This window comes from Pseudoxanthobacter sp. M-2, from assembly GCF_046156265.1.
Classification (GTDB): Bacteria; Pseudomonadota; Alphaproteobacteria; order Rhizobiales; family Segnochrobactraceae; genus CAMDHY01.
Window position 1 is genome coordinate 18,799 of sequence record NZ_JAWDIR010000022.1, and the last position, 16,234, is coordinate 35,032.

A 16,234-nucleotide genomic window follows, 5' to 3' on the forward strand; every position below is an offset into this window, starting at 1 on the left:
GCGGAAAGCACGATCTCAAGCGGCGGCGCCAGGCCTGCCGCGACCCATCATCAGGTGATGGGCTGAAGCTTCTCGGCCGAGGACTTGCCGGTGCGACGGTCCACCACCAGCTCGTACTCGACGCGCTGGCCCTCGGAGAGGTGGGACATGCCCGAGCGCTCGACGGCGGAGATGTGGACGAAAGCGTCACTGCCACCGTTGTCGGGGGCGATGAAACCGAAGCCCTTCTGGGCGTTGAACCACTTGACGGTTCCAGAGGTCATTTTCGAGATATCCAAACAGGAGAAAGTGCGGCGCGCCACCGGCGCTCCGTCATCATCGTCATATTGTTAGAAAAGTTATCAGCGCAAGTGCAGCGTGTACGCCGCGACGCCGGTTCGTCTAACCGTACTTCGACACCCGGAATATGCGCCGAAGCGGCCGGGATTACAAGGCCTTCGGAAACTTCTTTCTCCCACGGCGGAAATCCCGCCCGCCGCTGGTCGTCCCCGGCGGCTGGTTGACGGGGCGCCGGCGCGGCTATGATGACCACCGGACGGCGGCGATCGGACCCAAGGGCGATGTGCAATCTCTACAGCGAGACCAAGGGCCAGCAGGCGATCCTCGCCTTCACCCGCGCGGTGCGCGACCGCGCCGGCAACCTGCCGCCGCTCACCGGCATCTTCCCAGACTATGCCGCCCCGATCGTGCGCACCGGCGAGGACGGCGTGCGCGAGCTCGTCACCGCCCGCTGGGGCATGCCCTCGCCGGTGTTCGCCCTCAAGGGCCGCGCCACCGACCCCGGCGTCACCAACATCCGCAACGTCGCCTCGCCGCACTGGCGGCGCTGGACCGGCGAGGCCCACCGCTGCCTCGTGCCGTTCACCTCGTTCTCCGAATACGACACCGACGCGAGCGGCAAGAAGCAGCCCGTCTGGTTCGCCCTCGACGAGAGCCGCCCGCTCGCCGCCTTCGCGGGCCTCTGGACGACCTGGACCTCGGTGCGCCGCAAGGCCGAGGGCGAGGTGACGGCCGACGTCTACGGCTTCCTCACCTGCGAGCCCAACGCCGAGGTCGGTGCCGTCCACCCGAAGGCGATGCCGGTGATCCTGACCACCGACGAGGAGATCGAGGCGTGGATGCACGCCCCCTGGTCGGAAGCCCGCACCCTGCAGCGCCCGCTGCCCGACGGCGCCCTCACCATCGTCGCCCGCGGCGCGAAGGAGGACGGCACCGTGCAGGATGTCGCCCCGCCGCAGGCCGAGGCCGCACGACCTGACCCGGCCCCGCCGCAGCGGCAACTCAAGCTGTTCTGATCGCCCGCGCCCGTCCGCACCGTCCTTGCGCGCCCGCATCAAACCGCTGCACAATGTAATCCCGTAATACGGGCGCCGGCGGAAGACCGGTGGGGCAGAACAAGCGGGGGGCTCCAAGGTGGGTGACGTCTATCCGGTCGTGCGTGTGGCCGCCGTGCAGGCGGCATCGGTGTTCCTCGATCGCGAAGCCTGCGTCGAGAAGGCCTGCCGGCTGATCCTCGAGGCCGCCGACAACGGCGCGAAGTTCATCGTCTTTCCGGAAGGCTTCATCCCCACCCACCCGGTCTGGTACCACCACCATCCGGCGACGGGCGCGATCTCCAACCGTCTCGCCACCGAACTCTTCAAAAACTCGATCGAGATCCCCGGCCCGGAGACCCGCGCCATCGGCGCAGCCGCCCGCGCCGCCGGTGCCTATGTCGTGATGGGCGCCTGCGAGAAGCTGCCGAACACCACCGGCACCATGTTCAACTCGCAGATCTATTTCGGCCCCGACGGGTCGATCATCCGCAAGCACCAGAAGATCATGCCGACGGGTGGCGAGCGTCTCGTCCACATGGGCGGACACGGCGACACCTTCGGCGCCTTCCCGACGGAGTTCGGGCCGATGAGCGGGCTCATCTGCGGCGAGAACTCCAATCCGCTCGCCGTCTTCGCGCTCGTCGCCGAGGGCACGCGCATCCACGCCATGAGCTGGCCGAACCATTTCCGCGCCAGCGGCGACCCGATGCGCAACCGTGTCCTGGTCGACTCGCAGGCCTTCGCGCAGATGAGTAAGGCCTTCGTCGTCTCCGCCTGCGGCACGGTCGACGAGGACATGATCGAGCAGATGCGGCTGTCGCCCGAGGGCGAGGCCTTCATGCGCAACCCGGACTGCTGCGGTGGCAGCGTCATCGTCGGGCCGAACAGCCGGGTCATCGCCGGGCCGATGGGCGCCGAGGAGGGCATCCTCTACGGCGACTGCGACATCGAGATGTGCATCCAGATGAAGCTGCGCCACGACTTCGCGGGCCACTACAACCGCCCGGACATCTTCCAGGTCCAGGTGAACCGGACGACGCCGCAGCTCTACCAGCCGAGCGGCCCGGCGGGCGAGACGAACCCCACCCTGCCGCGGCCGGAGCGGGAGGAGCGTCGCGAGCGCCTGCCGTCGCAGCCCCAGCAACGCTTGGCGGGTCCCGGAGAGGACACCGGGCGCGACTGACCCTTCGTCCCCCGCCTCAGTCCGCCGGCAGCGACAGCCGGCCGACGACGGTGAGCCCCGTCGGCGACGGCCTGACGACGATCCCCTCGCCGGAGCGCGGGACGATGCCGGTGAGCGCCGTGATGTTCACCTGATGGGTGACCATCACGACGGTGTCGTCGCCGAGCCCGGCGAGGAAGGCCTCCACCGCACGCGTCTGCGCCGGTCCCTCGCCGCGGTCCTGGAAGAAGGAATCGATCGGCGGGAACGGCTCGACCGCGCCCACCTCCATCAGCCGCGCCGTCTCGAGCGCCCGGCACCAGCGGCTCGACAGCACCCGGTCGACGCGCACCCCGCCCGCCCGGATGGCGGCGCCGAGCCGTCGGGCCTGGTCGCGCCCGGCGGCCGACAGGTTGCGCTGCGTCGCGCAGTCGGTCAGCACGAAATTCGAGGGATCGCCCGTCCCCGGCGCCAGCGCGTGACGGAGCAGCAGCGCGTGCCCGCCCGACCGCAGCGCCTGCCACGCCGCCTCGTCCGCCCGCGCCGGGCCGGCGAGCCCCAGCATCGCCGCCACCGCCAGCGCGAAGGCGAGCCAGCCGAGGACCCGCCACGGCGCTGCCCCGTCCGCTGGCGCCCGCACGATCGCCCTCCCGCGCCGCCGGTCCACGCTCTCCCGCATCTGCCATGCCTCGTTCGAGCCGCCCGCGCCCAGACGACCCTACGCACCCTGGCGCGCCGCGGACCACCGGAGGCCGGTCGGGGGGCCGACCTCCACCGGCAAACGGGCGAGGCCGCCGGGCCTCGCGACGACCCGAACTCTGCCGTCTCACCCGTCCCGGTGCGAGCCGACGAGCCCGGTGTCGATGGCGAGCCAGACGAGGCCGGCGTCGGTGCGGGCGCCGAGCTTGCCCTTGATGGCGTAGTGGTAGTTCTGCACCGTCTTGACGCTGAGGCAGAGCGCGTCGGCGATCTCCGCCGCCGTGCGCCCCGCCGCGAGCAGGCGAAGGATCTCCGTCTCGCGCGGGCCCAGCCCGTCGAGGGGCGAGCGCTGGTTGGCGAGGCGCTCGGCGGCGATCTCGCGGGCGATGTCGGCCGAAAGCGCTCGCCCGCCCGCCGCCACCGTCTCGACGGCGCGCACCAGCTCGTCCGGCGCGCTCGACTTCGTCACGTAGCCGGCCGCCCCCGCCTCGAACGCCTTCAGCGCGAAGGCCGCCGCCTGGTGCATCGAGAACACGAGGATGCGCGCCGCCTTGTCCCACTGCAGGATGTGGCGGACCGCCTCCAGCCCGCCGGGTGCGGCCGCGCCGTCCCGTCCCGCCCCGCCGAGCGCGAGGTCCATGACGACGACGTCGGGCTTCGCCTCGCGGTAGCACCGGTAGGCCTCCGCCGCGCTCTCGGCCTCCGCGACCACCCGGTAGCCCGGATGCCGCTCGAGCAGCCGCCGGTAGCCCTCGCGGACGATCGGGTGGTCATCGACCAGCATGATCGCGAGCCCGCTCATCGCCACCCTCCGGCCGCCCCGGCCCCGGCTCCGCGCCGCACGCTCACGCCGGTGCCGCCACGGGGATCAGCGCCGAGACCCTGACCCCGCCCGCGGCCGGCCCGATCGTCAGCGCCCCGCCGAGCGCCTCGATGCGCTCGCGGATGCCGAGGATGCCGAAGCCGGCGGCGGTCGTGACACGCGCCGGATCGCCGCCGCCATCGTCATCGACGGTGAGCGCCACGCCCTCGTGGCTGCGCGCGACGCTCACCGAAACCCGGCTCGGCCGGCCGTGGCGGACGGCGTTGGTCAGGCACTCCTGGGCGATGCGGTAGACGCTGAGCGCCGCCTGCGGCGGCACCGCGCCGAGGTCGTCGGCGACGTCGAGATCGAAGGTGGTGCGGCCGCCGCCCGACGCACCGCCAACGGACCCGCCGCCGAGGTTCCAGCCGCCGACCATGGCGCGCAGGCTCGCCTCCAGCCCCACCTCGTCGAGGTCCGGCGGGCGCAACCGGGCGAGCGCTCCCTTCAGGGTCGCCATCATCTGCGCGGTGATGCGGCCGATGGCGCGGGCGTCCTCCGCGAGGTCGGGCCGTGCCGCCGGTGCGCCGACCTGGATGGAGGCTGCGAGCGCGCCGGCCGCCGTCAGGCACTGGCCGAACTCGTCGTGCAGGTCGCGGGCGAGCGCCCGCCGCTCCTCCTCCTGCACCTGGAACAGCCGCCGCGTCAGCGCCGCCCGCTCGGCCGTGGTGCGCTGCAGCCGGCTCGCAAGGTCGTTCACCGCCTGGGCGATGCGGGCGAACTCACGCGTCCGGAAGGCCGGCAGCCGCCCCGTATAGTCGCCGTGCTCGAGCCGCCGCAGCCCGCCGGCGATGGTGCCGAGCGGCGACAGCGCGTGGCCGACGACGAGCGCCGCCAGCACCGCCATGCCCGCCGCCATCGCCGCCGCCATGCCGGCGACGACGCGCATCTGGTGCCAGGCCCGCGTCGTCACCGCGACGCGGTCGGCGGTGGCGACGACGCGGCCGGGCGTGCCGTTGTGGACGGGCACCGCCCGCTCCACCGGCGCGCCCGCGTCGAACACCAACGCGAACGCCTGGCGGAACCACGCCGGCGCCGTCGGGCCGAACTCGTTCCAGCCGCTGCACACCCGCCGGTCGGTGTCGCCACTCACCGTGAAGACGACGCACTGCCCGGGTGCCATCACAGACACGACGGCGACAGCCTGTCGCGCCGCCAGCGGGCGGCCGTAGCCGGAGCCGGGCGTCATGCCGCTGCTGCCGAGCATGTACATCCGCTCGAGCGTGCGGGCGACGCGGCCGGCGGTGGCGGCGGTCTCGCTGTCGACCAGGCGGTTGGTGTCGGCGAGCACCCACAGCGCCGCCGCGACCAGGCAGGCAGCCGCCACCGCCACGATCCTCAGCGTCAGCCCGGCCAACAGGCTCATGGTCGCCTCCCGTTCGGCACCTCGTCCCGGCGCCACACGCAGCCACTGTCTCACGATCGGCGGCGCCGGGGACAACTCTCGCGCCGCGATCGGGCAATATGCCCAGCCCGGGACGGGCGAACGCCCCTGTCGTCTTCCCGTCACCGGTGAAAGAATGCCCGCTCACCGCCGCGGCGACCGCGGTTGGTGAGGCCGGACGATCAGACCGGACCGAGAGACGGGGCTGACCCCGCGAGACTGCCTCGAGGAACGCCCCGGGAGACGCCGCATGGACCATCCCCGCACTGTCGAACCCGCCGAAGCCACCGACCCGCCGGGAACGCCGCGCGAGCGCGTCGCAGCGCTGGCCGACGCCCTGCAGGCCGGCCTCGTCGGCCACGCGGCGCTCGTCGAGCGGCTGATGATCGCGCTGCTGGCCGGCGGTCACCTCCTCGTCGAGGGCGCTCCGGGGCTTGCCAAGACGCGGGCGGTGAAGCGCCTCGCCGACGGGCTCGAGGCCTCGTTCTCCCGCATCCAGTGCACGCCGGACCTGATGCCGGCCGACCTCACCGGCACGCCCGTCTGGCGGCCCGACCGCGGCGTCTTCGAGTTCGTCGCCGGCCCCGTCTTCCACTCGCTGCTGCTCGTCGACGAGATCAACCGCGCCCCGCCGAAGGTGCAGTCGGCGCTGCTCGAGGCGATGGCCGAGCAGCAGGTGACCTCGGCCGGCACCACCCACCCGCTGCCGGACCCGTTCATGGTGGTCGCCACCCAGAACCCGATCGAGCACGAGGGCACGTTCCCGCTGCCGGAGGCGCAGCTCGACCGCTTCCTCTTCCACGTCGCCGTCGGCTTTCCCGATGCGGTCGCCGAGCGCGGGATCCTCGACCTTGTCGAGCGCGAGCAGGTCGAAGCCGCCGGGCCGGCACCCACTCCCATCCGCCGCCTCACCGTCGCCGAGATCCGCGCCGCCCGCGCCGAGGTGGCGTCGGTGCATCTGGCGCCGGCCCTGAAGGACTACATCGTCCGCCTGGTCATGGCGACGCGCGACGGCTCGGCCGGCGACGACGTCCGCGCCGCCATCGAGCATCCGGTGTCGCCGCGCGGCTCGCTGGCGCTCGCCGCCTCCGCCAAGGCGCGCGCCTACCTCTCGGGTCGCGCGTATGCCGTGCCGGAGGATGTCGCGACGCTCGCCGGCGACGCCCTCGCCCACCGCCTCGGCCTCACCTGGCGGGCGACCGCCGAGGGCGAGACGCCGCGCGGCGTCGTCGCCCGTCTGGTCGAGCGCGTCGTGCCGCTGTGAGGGCGCGGGAGCGATGGTCGCCCAACCGATGACCGCCGGCACCGACGTCGACACCGAGGCGCTGCTGATGCTCCGCCACGTCGTCGCGGCGCACCGCCGCGCCGGCGTCGAGCGCACGGCGGCGCTGCCGGGGCCGATCACCACCAAGCGGCGCGGTCGCGGCTCGGAGCCCGACGAGATCCGCCCGTGGACGCACGGCGACGACATCCGCCACATCGACCGCAACACCACCGCCCGCACCGGCGTGCCGCACGTGCGCACCTTCCGCGACGAGCGCGAGCAGACGACGCTGCTGCTCGCCGATTTCCGCCCGTCGATGCTGTTCGGCACCCGCCGCGCCTTCCGTTCGGTCGCCGCCGCCGAGATCCTGGCGCTCGCCGGCTGGCGCGCCGTCGGGCTCGGGGCGCGGGTGGCGCTGATCGCCGTCGGCGCCTTCGAGCCGGTGTTCGTCCGCGCCGCCACCGGCGACCGGGCGATGACGGCGGTGATCGGCGGCCTCCGCCGCGCCCACGCCGCCGCGCTCGCCGCTGGTCCCGCCACCGATCCGCCGCTCGAGGACGCCCTTTCGCTCGCCGCCCGCTCGCTGCCGCGCGGCGGCACGGTGGTGCTCGCGAGCGCCCTCGACGCGCCCGGCGCCACCTTCGACGACACCGCCGCGACACTGCGCCGGCGCATCGACCTCGTCGTCGCCGTCGTCGGCGACGCCTTCCCGCGCGCGGCGCCGATCGGCGTCTACCCCTTTCTCACCACCACTGGGGCCCGCGGCGTCCACCACGGCGGGCGCGAGGCCGGCGACGCCGCCGCGGCCGAGTGGATCGGCCGCCTCATGAGGCTCGGCTCCCGCGCGGTGTTGTTTCCGGCCGAAGAAGCGCCGGAGACGCAGATGCGGGCGATCGGGGAGCTGCATGGCGACCGACGCTGATCCGCTCGCGGCGCTGCGGCCGATCCGGCTGCCGGCCGAGGCGCCCGCGCCGCTCCTCGACCTTCTGGCGCTGTCGGTCGCCGCCGGCATTCTCGTCGCGCTCGCGATCCTGCTCGCGCCGCGGATCGCCGCTGCGCTTTCCCGCCGTCGGTCGCCGCGCCGGCGTTTTGCCACGGCACTCGCCGCCGCCCGGGCGCTGCCGGCCGACGAGCGCCTCGCCGCCCAGGCCGCTGCGCTGCGCGCCTACGTCGCCGCCATCGCCGGCGAGGACGCGGCGCGGACCCAGGGCGAGGCGTGGCTCGCCCGCCTGGACGCCGCGTTCGCCACCACCGTCTTCACCGCCGGCCCCGGCCGCCTCTATGGCGAGACGCTCTACCGGCCGGTCGATGCCGCGGAGGTTGGCGCGGCAGAGACCGCGCTCTCGGCGTTGCTTTCCGGCAGGAGGGTCGTGCCGTGCTGAGCCTCGCCACCCCGCTCGCCCTGCTCGCCTTGCCGCTGCCGCTGCTGGCGCGGCGACTGCTGGCGCGGCGTGCCGGCGAGGCGGCGGCGCTGCGCGTGCCGGCCTCCCTCGTCGGGATCAGTGACGGCGCGACGCCCGCGACCGCCGGCGGCGGCGTGGCGCGGCTGGCGCTGGCCTCGCTCGCCTGGATCGCCCTCGTCGTCGCCGCCGCCGGGCCGCAGAGCGTGCTGCCGGACGCGCTGCAGCCGATGAGCGGCCGCGAGATCATGCTGGCGCTCGACTTCTCCGGCTCGATGGAGGCGAAGGACTTCGTCCTCGACGGCACGCCGGTCCGCCGCATCGATGCGGTGAAGGCGGTGGCATCCGAGTTCCTGCAGCGGCGCGCCGGCGACCGCGTCGGCCTCGTCGCCTTCGCGGAAGAAGCCCAACTCGCCGCCGTGCCGACCTTCGACCTCGCCGCCGTGGCGGAAATCCTCGGCGAGATCGAGATCGGGGCGCTCGGCCGCTCCACCGCCATCGGTGACGGCCTCGGCCTGTCGCTGAAGCGGCTGAAGGACTCGACCTCGCCCTCGCGCGTCGTTGTGCTCCTGTCGGACGGCACCAACACCGCCGGCGCCGTCGGCGCCGAGGCGGCGGCGAAGCTCGCCGAGACGATGGGCGTACGCGTCCACACCATCGCGCTCGGCAGCGACACCACGCTCGAAGGCGAACTCCAGGGCGCCTCGATCCGCGTCGACGAGGCTGCACTCTCCGACATCGCGGCGGCCAGCGGCGGCAGCGCCTTCCGGGTGCAGTCGACCGACGACCTCCGCCAGGTGACGGCGGCGATCGACGCCTTGGAGCCGATCGCCTTCCCCGCCGCCCCGGTCGTCGCCGTGCGCGAGCTGTGGCCGTGGCCGGCGGTGGCCGCCCTCGTCCTCTGCCTCGCCGGCTTCGCTCTCGGCGACGGCGGCGCCCGCCTGATGCCCGCCCGCCTCGCCGCGCTGGCAACCCGCCTGCGGCCCGCCCGGTCCCGCTCCGCAGCTTCGCGAGGGGATGGCTCTCCGCCACGCCCCGGCGCTTCGGCCCCTCTAGCCGCTTCCCCCGAGACCCGGAGGGCGGCATGAGCCTCGACGCGTTCACGCTGCTCCGGCCGTGGTGGCTGCTGGCGCCGCCGCTGATCCTGGCTCTCGCGATCCTGGCCCGCAGCCGCGGCGACCTGGGCGACTGGCGGCGGGCGATCGATGCGCCGCTGCTCGCGGCGCTGACTGCCCGCGGCGCCGTCGTCTCCGCCAGCCGGCGGGCGCTGGGGCTGTCGGCCTGGCTCGTCGCCGCGGCACTGATCGGCTTGGCGCTCGCCGGCCCGGCGATCGAGCGACGCGACGCCGCCGGCTGGCGCAACCTCGACGCCCTCGTCGTCGCCCTCGACGTGTCGCGCTCCATGAGCGAGGGCGGCGCCTTCGACGAGGCGCGCTTCGCCACCCTGCAGGTGCTCGACGCCGCTGCGGGACGGCAGGCGGCGCTCGCCCTCTATGCCGGCGACGCCTACCTCGCCAGCGCGTTTTCGACCGACCGCGAGGCCTTGCGCCCCCTCGTCGCCGCCGGCCTCGAAGGCGCCGTGCCCGATCCCGGCAGCGCGCCGGTGCGCGCCATCGCGCTCGCCGGCGCCCGGCTGTCCGCCGCCGGCATGGTCGGCGGCGACGTCGTCATCGTCACCGACGGCGGCGGCATCGACGCCGCGGCCCTTGCCGCCGCCGCGCGCTTCGCCGCCGACGGCCGCCGCCTGCACGTCGTCCACGTCCCTTCCACCGCCATCGGCGGCGCGCCGACCGGCGACCGTGGCGCCGCGGCGCGCCTCGCGGCCACCGGCGGCGGCAGCTTCGCCGATGCCGCCGACCCGACCGCGGTGGCCGCCGCCGTCGCCCGTCCCGCGACGGCCGGCCTCGCCGAGAGCGGCTTCACCGCCTTCGCCTGGACCGACCTGGGCCGAGGCCTCCTTGCCCTGGCGGCGTTGCCGATGCTGCTGCTTTTCCGGAGGCGGACATGAGGGCGCCGCTGATCGCTATCGTCGCTATCGCGGCGCTGGCGCTCGCGGCGTTCGCCGGCGCCGAGCGGATCGGCCGGGCGCTGCTGTCGGCCGGTAGGCCCGCCCTCGCGGCTCCCCTCCTCGCCGATCCGGCTTGGAAATCGGTGGCACTCTATGAGGCAGGTGATCCCGGCGCCGCCGCCGAGGGTTTCCGCACCGCCGGCGGCCCGTCGGCCGCCTACAATCTCGGCAACGCGCTCGCCCGCGCCGGCCGCTGGAAGGAGGCGGTGAAGGCCTACGACGTGGCGCTCGCCCGCGATCCCGACGATGCCGACGCGCGCACCAACAAGGCGATCGTCGAGGCGGCGATCGCCGCCGCCGAGGCGGGGGAGGGCGACGATTCCCTCAGCGACGCCAACGCCCGGGCGACGCGCGAGAACCGCGGCGCCGATTCGACCGCTGCCGACGACGACACGCCGACCTCATCCTTCGGCGACGGCATGGCCGGCGACAAGGAGGCCGGCGGCGCCTCGAAGAGCCCCGGCACCAGCCGCGTCGACCGGCGCGGCAAGGCGCGGCCCGGCGACAGCGAGACCGGACAGGCGAGTTCGAAGGGCGCCGCCACCGACAGCGCCGGCCGCTCCGGCCGCTCCGGCGGCATGACGTCTGCCGCGGTTACCGACGAGACGGCCGCGCCGCAAGCCGAGCGCCCTGCCCTCGACGAAAGCGCCCAGGCGACGCTGCAGTGGCTCGCCGCCATTCCCGATGATCCGGTGAAGTTCCTGCGGCTGCGGATCGCCGCCGAGCACCAGCACCGCATCCAGTCCGGCACCGCCGTGCCGCCGGGAGGAGACCCGTGGTGAGCCCGCTCCGCCTCGCGCTCGTCGCTCTCGTCCTCGCGGCGCCCCTTGCTGTGTGGCCCGTCGCCGCCGAGACGCCCACCGCCCGGCCCGCCGTCGCGCAGCCCGCCGTCGCGATCGACGGCGCCCGCCTCCGCCTCGAGGTGGTCTCGAACGGCCGGCCGCCGATGGTGCAGGAGATGGTGCTGGTGCGGGTGCGCGGCTTCTACACGATCCCGATCGCGCTGACGAAGCTCGAGGTGCCGCCGATGGAGGGCTTCCGCGTCCTCACCATCGGCCGCGAGCACTGGGCGGAGGCGCAGGAGGACGGCATCCAGGGCCGCGCGATGGAACAGACGCTGGCCCTGTTCCCGCAGGCGAGCGGCCGTCTGACCATCCCGCCGATCGTGCAGCACCTCACCGTCTTCGACACGGCCGGAAAGCGCGTCGAGGTGGCGATCGCCACCGCCGCGACGACGCTCGAGGTCGCAGCACCCACGGTCGCGGCCGGGACGTGGTGGCTGCCGGCCCGCCGCCTGACGCTGACGGAGACGTGGAGCGAGCCGCCGGAGGCGCTCGCCATCGGCCGCCCCGTCCGCCGCACCGTGACGCTCGAGGCCGAGGGCGTCACCGACGACCAGCTACCGCCGCCGCCGAAGCTCGCCGCCGCCGGCCTCATCGTCTTTTCCGAGGCGCCGGAGCGGCGCACCGTCATTTCCGCCGAGCCGAAGGGCAAGAAGGGCGAGGCGCTGCGGCAGTCGCTGCCGCGCCCCGGCCGCCTCGCCGTGGTCGAGGGCCGCGACGGGCCGATCGGCCGGATCGTCTATTCCTGGGCGGTGCGGCCGGTCTCCGGCGCTCCGGCCGAACTGCCGGAGATCAGCATTCCGTGGTTCGACACCGAGGCGGGGGAGATGCGCATGGCGGTTCTGCCCGCGCGGACGGTCGCCTTCCGCCAGGCCGGCCGCAGCCTCGAGGAACTCGAGCGCGACATCGGCCTCACCGCCAGGCCTATGACACCGGTGAGCCGCACGCCGGGCGACCTGGCGCTGGCGGCACTGGCCTTCCTCACCGCCGCCACCGCGACGACGGCGCTGCTGCGCCGCCGGCTCGTGCCGGCCGGCGGCCCGCTGTCGCGGTTCATGGGAAAACTGCGGGACGGATGGGCGCGCCGCCGCGCGCGTCGGGCGCTGCGGCGTGGCGATGACGCCACGGCGTGGCGGCTGACGGCGGGGCTTGCCACGCCCGCCGACGTGGCGGCGCGCGAGGCTATCGAGCGCCGGCTGTTCGGTGCCGGCGGCGGACGGCCTTAGCCCTCAGCGCTCGACGAAGGCCTTCTCGATGACGTAGTCGCCGGCCTCGCCGGTGTTGCCTTCCTCGAAGCCGCGCGCGTCGAGCAGCGCCTTGAGGTCGGCGAGCATCGCCGGGCTGCCGCAGATCATCACCCGGTCGTGCGCCTGCTCGAGCGGCGCCACGCCGATGTCCTCGAACAGCTTGCCGGAGGTGATGAGGTCGGTGATGCGGCCGCGGTTGTGGAAGGGTTCGCGCGTCACCGTCGGGTAGTAGATCAGCTTCTCGCGGATGAGTTCGCCGATCAGCTCGTCCTGCGGCAGCTCCTGCGTGATGCGCTCGCCATAGGCGAGCTCGGCCACCTGCCGGCAGCCGTGCACCAGCACCACCTTCTCGAACTGGTCGTAGGTCTCCGGGTCGCGGATGATGCTCATGAACGGGGCGAGGCCGGTGCCGGTGCCGAGCAAATAGAGGTTCCGCCCGGCCTTCAGGTTGTCGATGACCAGCGTGCCGACCGGCTTGCGGCCGACGATGATGCGGTCGCCTTCCTTGATGTGCTGCAGGCGCGAGGTGAGCGGGCCGTCCGGCACCTTGATCGACAGGAACTCGAGGTTCTCGTCGTAGTTCGTGCTGACGACGCTGTAGGCGCGCAGCAGCGGCTTGTTGTCGACCTTCAGGCCGATCATCGTGAACTGGCCGTTCTTGAAGCGGAACGCCTGGTCGCGCGTCGTCGTGAAGGAGAACAGCGTGTCCGTCCAGTGGTGGACGGAGAGCACCTGCTCCTCGAAGAATGCGCTCATCGGGCTCTCGCTCCGGTTCAAGGCCGCGGGGCGGCGGGTCGGGTTCGGCAAGGCACGGCGGACTGGGCGACAGGCACGGCAGGTCGGATGGTCTTCGGCCCGACACGGTCGGCACGGCCGTCCGCCGTAGCCGTTCCGACCGACCCGCGCGGGGCATCACATACGGCGACGGGCGCCCGGTTTCCAGACCGTGGAAACGCCGGATGGCGCAGCGGACCCCAACGCGGACGCGGCGCGGAGCCTGCCGACGTTCCCTGCCCATTTTGCCGGGCGTGCGATGATGAGGCGATCATTCCCCGGTCCGCGCCTCCCGCCACCCGCCCATGCCCCCGGCTCAAGCGGTGTTGGAATGGCAGTTCATTCGTACACAAACATGGTACGGTAATACCGTCATCCTATCAAGGCGGGACTGCGACTGTTTGGCGCGGGTTGTGGGGTTGGGCCGTGACGGCGCCGCACTTGAGACACGTCCTCCCCCTGCCATGGGGGAGGACAGCCGTGCCGAAGGCGCGGCAGGTGGGGGCCCGTCAATCCCAACGCGAACCCGAGTTTGGATTGACAGGCCCCACCCTGACCGCTTCGCGGTCCGTCCCTCCCCCTGGCAGGGGAGGGACGCGTCGTCACCGTTTCCGCCCTTCACCTCAGCCCATCCTCGCCCTTCATCTTCGCCTTGGTCAGGCCGACCGGCACCAGAGGACCTTCGGGCCGGGCCTCGATCCTGGAGTGCCTCGCCGCCAACTGATAGATCAGCCTCTGCCGACCCTTCTCGCCAGCGACTTGTCCATGTTCGCCCTCAGGCTTGCGATGCTTCCCGTCTACGCCGCGCTCGTGGTCGTGAAGTTCCGCTACGTGCTGCTCAGCTTCGCGCTGATTCCCCTGATCTTCAACCTCGACACCGCCCCTTACGGAAATTACCGCCCGCTTCTCGTGAACCTCGCCAATCTCTCCATGATGTTCGCAATCCTGCTCTTCATGATCGCAGTTTCTAGTCACAGCTATTTTTTCGGACGGAGCGGAAAGTATAAATCCGACTACATGCGCGCAACGACAGCCCGAGAGATCCTCCAGATTTACCGGAAGGCGGTCGATACTCTTCTGAAGCGGTGAGAGGTGCCCGGTCTGCAAACTATGCCCCAGTAGCACAACGCGACCCCCCCCCCCGCAAGGGGGGAGGGTTTTCGGCGTCTTATCTCAGCCCGTCCTCGCCCTTCATCTCCGCCGTCGTCAGGCCGCCCACGCGCGGCAGTGGCCTGCCGCTGTCGGTCACCGCCACGGCCACCATGATCTCGTTCGCCCGCGGGGCGTCGGCGATCGACACCGTCATGCCGTCGAAGTGGCTGCGCACGTAGGCGGCGTCCTTGTGGCCGAGGGGCACGTCGAGGTCGGCGCCGGGGCCGCCGCGCTTCTTCGACGACGGCACCAGCGCCGCGCCCTTGCCGAGCACCTTGCGCAAGGGCGCGCCGAGCTTCGGGTGCAGGATCGCGGCGGCGTGCTCGAGCTCGCCCTCGGTGCCGACCAGCGCCGCCTTGCCGTAGCTCTCGGCCGCCGGCCCGTCGATGCCGAGCGCCGCCACCGCCTTCTCGCCGAGGAGAGCGCCCAGTTCCTCGCCGACGTCGATCAGCTCGGACAGGTCCTCGACATAGCGACCGGCGAAGGGGTTCTCGATGACGGCGATCGCCGCCGCCCGCCGCGTCGGCGGGTCGACCGGGCGGCCCATCTCGGTCAGCGTCTCCTCGACCACCGTGACGATCTTGCGGATCTTCGCCTTCATTGACCTTCGCCCTTGTTCCCGATGCACCGGATTTTCAGATCGACGATACGGCATCCGCGGCGTCGTGGTCGCGCCCGTCCCCGCGGGTGCCGACGCCGGCGCGTGGCGATGCGATGCCGGCGGCCTCGATCTCGCCCGCGAACCGGATGCCGACAATGCGCGTCGCCCCGGCGAGGTGCAGCGCCGCCCCGGCGATCAGCCCGCGGCGGCAGAGGTCCTCCGCCACCGCGACGCCGGCCGTGAGCGCTTCATCGATCTCCTGGGCCGTCAGCGGGCCGACACCGCGGGTGACGGGGCGGTCGCCGAGGTCGCTGTCGGGGGCGAGGTCGCGCGCCGGCACGCGGACGATCGCCGGATGGCCGGGCAGGTTCACCGCGTTGGCGATGACGGTCGCCGCTGCATCGGCCGACGCTGCGGTCGCGGCCAGCACCGTCACCGCATCGGCGATGCCGAGCGAGAACGACCGCCCGCGCCAGCCGGAGGTGGCGATGCCACCGACGCCGTCCGCGGCGGAGAGCTCGGTGCGCGCGAACAGGGACGAAGCGTCGAGGCTCGGCCGGTCCGGCCGGTCGACGAGGCCGATCCTGAAGCGTTCGCCGGGCGCGAGGTGAAGCGCGATGTCGCCGCCATTGTTGACGTAGGCGCGGGAGAGGGGGTGGTCGACCAGCGGGCTATGCTCCCGCCCGCTCGCGCCCTCTGCCGCGCTGGCCCCGGCCAGCATCGCCGCAAGGATCTCGTCGGCGACCGACCCGGCGACCGCGGCCATCGGGGTGATGAAGGGGGCGGTGTGTGGGAGCGCACCTCCCTCTCCGAAGTCATTCCCGGCCTTGTGCCGGGAACCCATGCAACGGCCCGGCAAATGCAGCGTCGGTGATCGGGGAGAGGAATGGGTTCCCGGCACAAGGCCGGGAATGACCACCGAGGGAGGGTCTGCCGAGGGAAGGACGCCCGAGTGTCGAAGGCCCGAAGGTTGGCCACCTCCCTCGGCATGCTCCGCTACCGCCTCATACATCCGCCTCGCCACCGGGCCTGTGAGCACCTTCCCCTCCCCTCGCGCTGGAGCGCGCAGCAGCGGCAACTCGGAACACAGCTCGTCGAGCAGACCATCGAAGCGCCGCATCGCCGCCGCATAGGCCGCCTGCACCGCCGCCGGCGATCCGAACGCCTCGATGACGAGGTCGATCGGCCCGTCCTGCAGGTGCAGGCGCCGGCCGTCCGGCAGCATCGCGGCGTGGGCGCGGGTCACGAACGTGACCTCCCGCCATCCTCTCCGCGGTCATCCCGGGTGCGAAGCAACGCGGAGCGAGCCGGGGCCCCGCGGAAGACTGGTCGCGCGCAGCGCGACGCTTGAGCCGCGCCTCCGGCGCGCATTCTTCCGCTGGGTCCCGGATCGGCGCTCGGCTGCGCCTCGCTTGTCCGGGATGACGGCGGAGGGGATCGGTGCAAATCCCACCAGCCGGCCC

Annotated in this window: 17 protein-coding genes; 10 read left to right on the forward strand and 7 right to left on the reverse strand. The window is 73.2% G+C overall.

The genetic code is table 11. The features are described 5' to 3' along the window. Nucleotides 1–50: 50 nt before the first annotated feature. Entirely contained in the window at nucleotides 51–263 is a 213-nt protein-coding gene (locus tag RUR49_RS11840) for a cold-shock protein (protein WP_409146586.1), read from the reverse strand. Nucleotides 264–560: 297 nt separating this feature from the next. Here RUR49_RS11840 and RUR49_RS11845 point away from each other — a divergent pair, with 297 nt between their 5' ends. Both RUR49_RS11845 and RUR49_RS11850 read left to right on the forward strand, forming a co-directional pair. Next, nucleotides 561–1,295, forward strand: a complete 735-nt coding sequence (locus RUR49_RS11845) for an SOS response-associated peptidase (RefSeq protein WP_409146587.1) — start codon at nucleotides 561–563, stop codon at nucleotides 1,293–1,295. Nucleotides 1,296–1,413: 118 nt separating this feature from the next. Beyond that, nucleotides 1,414–2,499, forward strand: a complete 1,086-nt coding sequence (locus tag RUR49_RS11850; RefSeq protein WP_409146588.1) for a carbon-nitrogen hydrolase family protein — start codon at nucleotides 1,414–1,416, stop codon at nucleotides 2,497–2,499. 16 nt (nucleotides 2,500–2,515) lie between these two features. Here the strand turns inward: RUR49_RS11850 and RUR49_RS11855 are convergent, their stop codons facing one another. The 3 genes from RUR49_RS11855 to RUR49_RS11865 form a co-directional block, all read right to left on the reverse strand. Then, the gene (locus RUR49_RS11855) at nucleotides 2,516–3,157 is read right to left on the reverse strand and encodes a histidine phosphatase family protein (protein ID WP_409146589.1); all 642 of its coding nucleotides are present in this window, start codon (nucleotides 3,155–3,157) and stop codon (nucleotides 2,516–2,518) included. Between the two features lie 147 nt (nucleotides 3,158–3,304). Then, nucleotides 3,305–3,979, reverse strand: a complete 675-nt coding sequence (locus RUR49_RS11860; RefSeq protein WP_409146590.1) for a response regulator — start codon at nucleotides 3,977–3,979, stop codon at nucleotides 3,305–3,307. 43 nt (nucleotides 3,980–4,022) lie between these two features. Further along, on the reverse strand, nucleotides 4,023–5,405 hold the full coding sequence (locus RUR49_RS11865; protein WP_409146591.1) for a histidine kinase: 1,383 nt from the start codon (nucleotides 5,403–5,405) through the stop codon (nucleotides 4,023–4,025). Nucleotides 5,406–5,673: 268 nt separating this feature from the next. On the opposite strand from RUR49_RS11865, the gene RUR49_RS11870 reads away from it, so the two are divergent. From RUR49_RS11870 to RUR49_RS11900, 7 genes are read left to right on the forward strand one after another with little or no spacing between them, the layout of a single operon-like run. Continuing rightward, a complete protein-coding gene (locus RUR49_RS11870; protein ID WP_409146592.1) occupies nucleotides 5,674–6,687 on the forward strand; it encodes an AAA family ATPase in 1,014 nt (337 codons plus the stop codon). 13 nt (nucleotides 6,688–6,700) lie between these two features. Beyond that, complete coding sequence (locus tag RUR49_RS11875) at nucleotides 6,701–7,609, forward strand: DUF58 domain-containing protein (RefSeq protein WP_409146593.1); 909 nt, start codon at nucleotides 6,701–6,703, stop codon at nucleotides 7,607–7,609. Further along, entirely contained in the window at nucleotides 7,593–8,069 is a 477-nt protein-coding gene (locus RUR49_RS11880; RefSeq protein WP_409146594.1) for a DUF4381 family protein, read from the forward strand. Before RUR49_RS11875 ends, RUR49_RS11880 begins: the two co-directional genes overlap by 17 nt. Further along, nucleotides 8,063–9,175, forward strand: coding sequence for a VWA domain-containing protein (locus RUR49_RS11885; protein ID WP_409146595.1), 1,113 nt, complete (start codon nucleotides 8,063–8,065; stop codon nucleotides 9,173–9,175). The genes RUR49_RS11880 and RUR49_RS11885 overlap by 7 nt, the downstream gene beginning before the upstream one ends. Next, nucleotides 9,172–10,095, forward strand: a complete 924-nt coding sequence (locus tag RUR49_RS11890; RefSeq protein ID WP_409146596.1) for a VWA domain-containing protein — start codon at nucleotides 9,172–9,174, stop codon at nucleotides 10,093–10,095. Before RUR49_RS11885 ends, RUR49_RS11890 begins: the two co-directional genes overlap by 4 nt. After that, nucleotides 10,092–10,937, forward strand: a complete 846-nt coding sequence (locus tag RUR49_RS11895; RefSeq protein ID WP_409146597.1) for a tetratricopeptide repeat protein — start codon at nucleotides 10,092–10,094, stop codon at nucleotides 10,935–10,937. Before RUR49_RS11890 ends, RUR49_RS11895 begins: the two co-directional genes overlap by 4 nt. Beyond that, nucleotides 10,934–12,223, forward strand: a complete 1,290-nt coding sequence (locus tag RUR49_RS11900; RefSeq protein ID WP_409146598.1) for a hypothetical protein — start codon at nucleotides 10,934–10,936, stop codon at nucleotides 12,221–12,223. Before RUR49_RS11895 ends, RUR49_RS11900 begins: the two co-directional genes overlap by 4 nt. A gap of 3 nt (nucleotides 12,224–12,226) precedes the next feature. On the opposite strand, the gene RUR49_RS11905 is transcribed toward RUR49_RS11900, so the two are convergent. Continuing rightward, the gene (locus RUR49_RS11905) at nucleotides 12,227–13,000 is read right to left on the reverse strand and encodes a ferredoxin--NADP reductase (RefSeq protein ID WP_409146599.1); all 774 of its coding nucleotides are present in this window, start codon (nucleotides 12,998–13,000) and stop codon (nucleotides 12,227–12,229) included. Nucleotides 13,001–13,783: 783 nt separating this feature from the next. On the opposite strand from RUR49_RS11905, the gene RUR49_RS11910 reads away from it, so the two are divergent. Further along, nucleotides 13,784–14,107 carry a hypothetical protein gene (locus tag RUR49_RS11910; protein WP_409146600.1) on the forward strand — a complete coding sequence of 108 codons (324 nt, stop codon included), beginning with the start codon at nucleotides 13,784–13,786 and terminating at the stop codon, nucleotides 14,105–14,107. 79 nt (nucleotides 14,108–14,186) lie between these two features. Here RUR49_RS11910 and RUR49_RS11915 read toward each other — a convergent pair whose 3' ends face one another. Continuing rightward, on the reverse strand, nucleotides 14,187–14,771 hold the full coding sequence (locus RUR49_RS11915) for an amino acid synthesis family protein (RefSeq protein ID WP_409146601.1): 585 nt from the start codon (nucleotides 14,769–14,771) through the stop codon (nucleotides 14,187–14,189). Between the two features lie 34 nt (nucleotides 14,772–14,805). Further along, entirely contained in the window at nucleotides 14,806–16,017 is a 1,212-nt protein-coding gene (locus RUR49_RS11920) for a UPF0280 family protein (protein ID WP_409146602.1), read from the reverse strand. Nucleotides 16,018–16,234 lie beyond the last annotated feature (217 nt).

Excerpts from the sequence above, each read along its gene's own strand:
- RUR49_RS11840 (WP_409146586.1), bottom strand. The coding sequence starts at position 263 with ATGACCTCTGGAACCGTCAAGTGGTTCAACGCCCAGAAGGGCTTCGGT.
- RUR49_RS11915 (WP_409146601.1), bottom strand. The coding sequence starts at position 14,771 with ATGAAGGCGAAGATCCGCAAGATCGTCACGGTGGTCGAGGAGACGCTG.
- RUR49_RS11870 (WP_409146592.1), top strand. The coding sequence starts at position 5,674 with ATGGACCATCCCCGCACTGTCGAACCCGCCGAAGCCACCGACCCGCCG.
- RUR49_RS11860 (WP_409146590.1), bottom strand. The coding sequence starts at position 3,979 with ATGAGCGGGCTCGCGATCATGCTGGTCGATGACCACCCGATCGTCCGC.
- RUR49_RS11880 (WP_409146594.1), top strand. The coding sequence starts at position 7,593 with ATGGCGACCGACGCTGATCCGCTCGCGGCGCTGCGGCCGATCCGGCTG.
- RUR49_RS11855 (WP_409146589.1), bottom strand. The coding sequence starts at position 3,157 with ATGCGGGAGAGCGTGGACCGGCGGCGCGGGAGGGCGATCGTGCGGGCG.
- RUR49_RS11910 (WP_409146600.1), top strand. The coding sequence starts at position 13,784 with ATGTTCGCCCTCAGGCTTGCGATGCTTCCCGTCTACGCCGCGCTCGTG.
- RUR49_RS11895 (WP_409146597.1), top strand. The coding sequence starts at position 10,092 with ATGAGGGCGCCGCTGATCGCTATCGTCGCTATCGCGGCGCTGGCGCTC.
- RUR49_RS11865 (WP_409146591.1), bottom strand. The coding sequence starts at position 5,405 with ATGAGCCTGTTGGCCGGGCTGACGCTGAGGATCGTGGCGGTGGCGGCT.
- RUR49_RS11845 (WP_409146587.1), top strand. The coding sequence starts at position 561 with ATGTGCAATCTCTACAGCGAGACCAAGGGCCAGCAGGCGATCCTCGCC.
- RUR49_RS11875 (WP_409146593.1), top strand. The coding sequence starts at position 6,701 with ATGGTCGCCCAACCGATGACCGCCGGCACCGACGTCGACACCGAGGCG.
- RUR49_RS11905 (WP_409146599.1), bottom strand. The coding sequence starts at position 13,000 with ATGAGCGCATTCTTCGAGGAGCAGGTGCTCTCCGTCCACCACTGGACG.
- RUR49_RS11890 (WP_409146596.1), top strand. The coding sequence starts at position 9,172 with ATGAGCCTCGACGCGTTCACGCTGCTCCGGCCGTGGTGGCTGCTGGCG.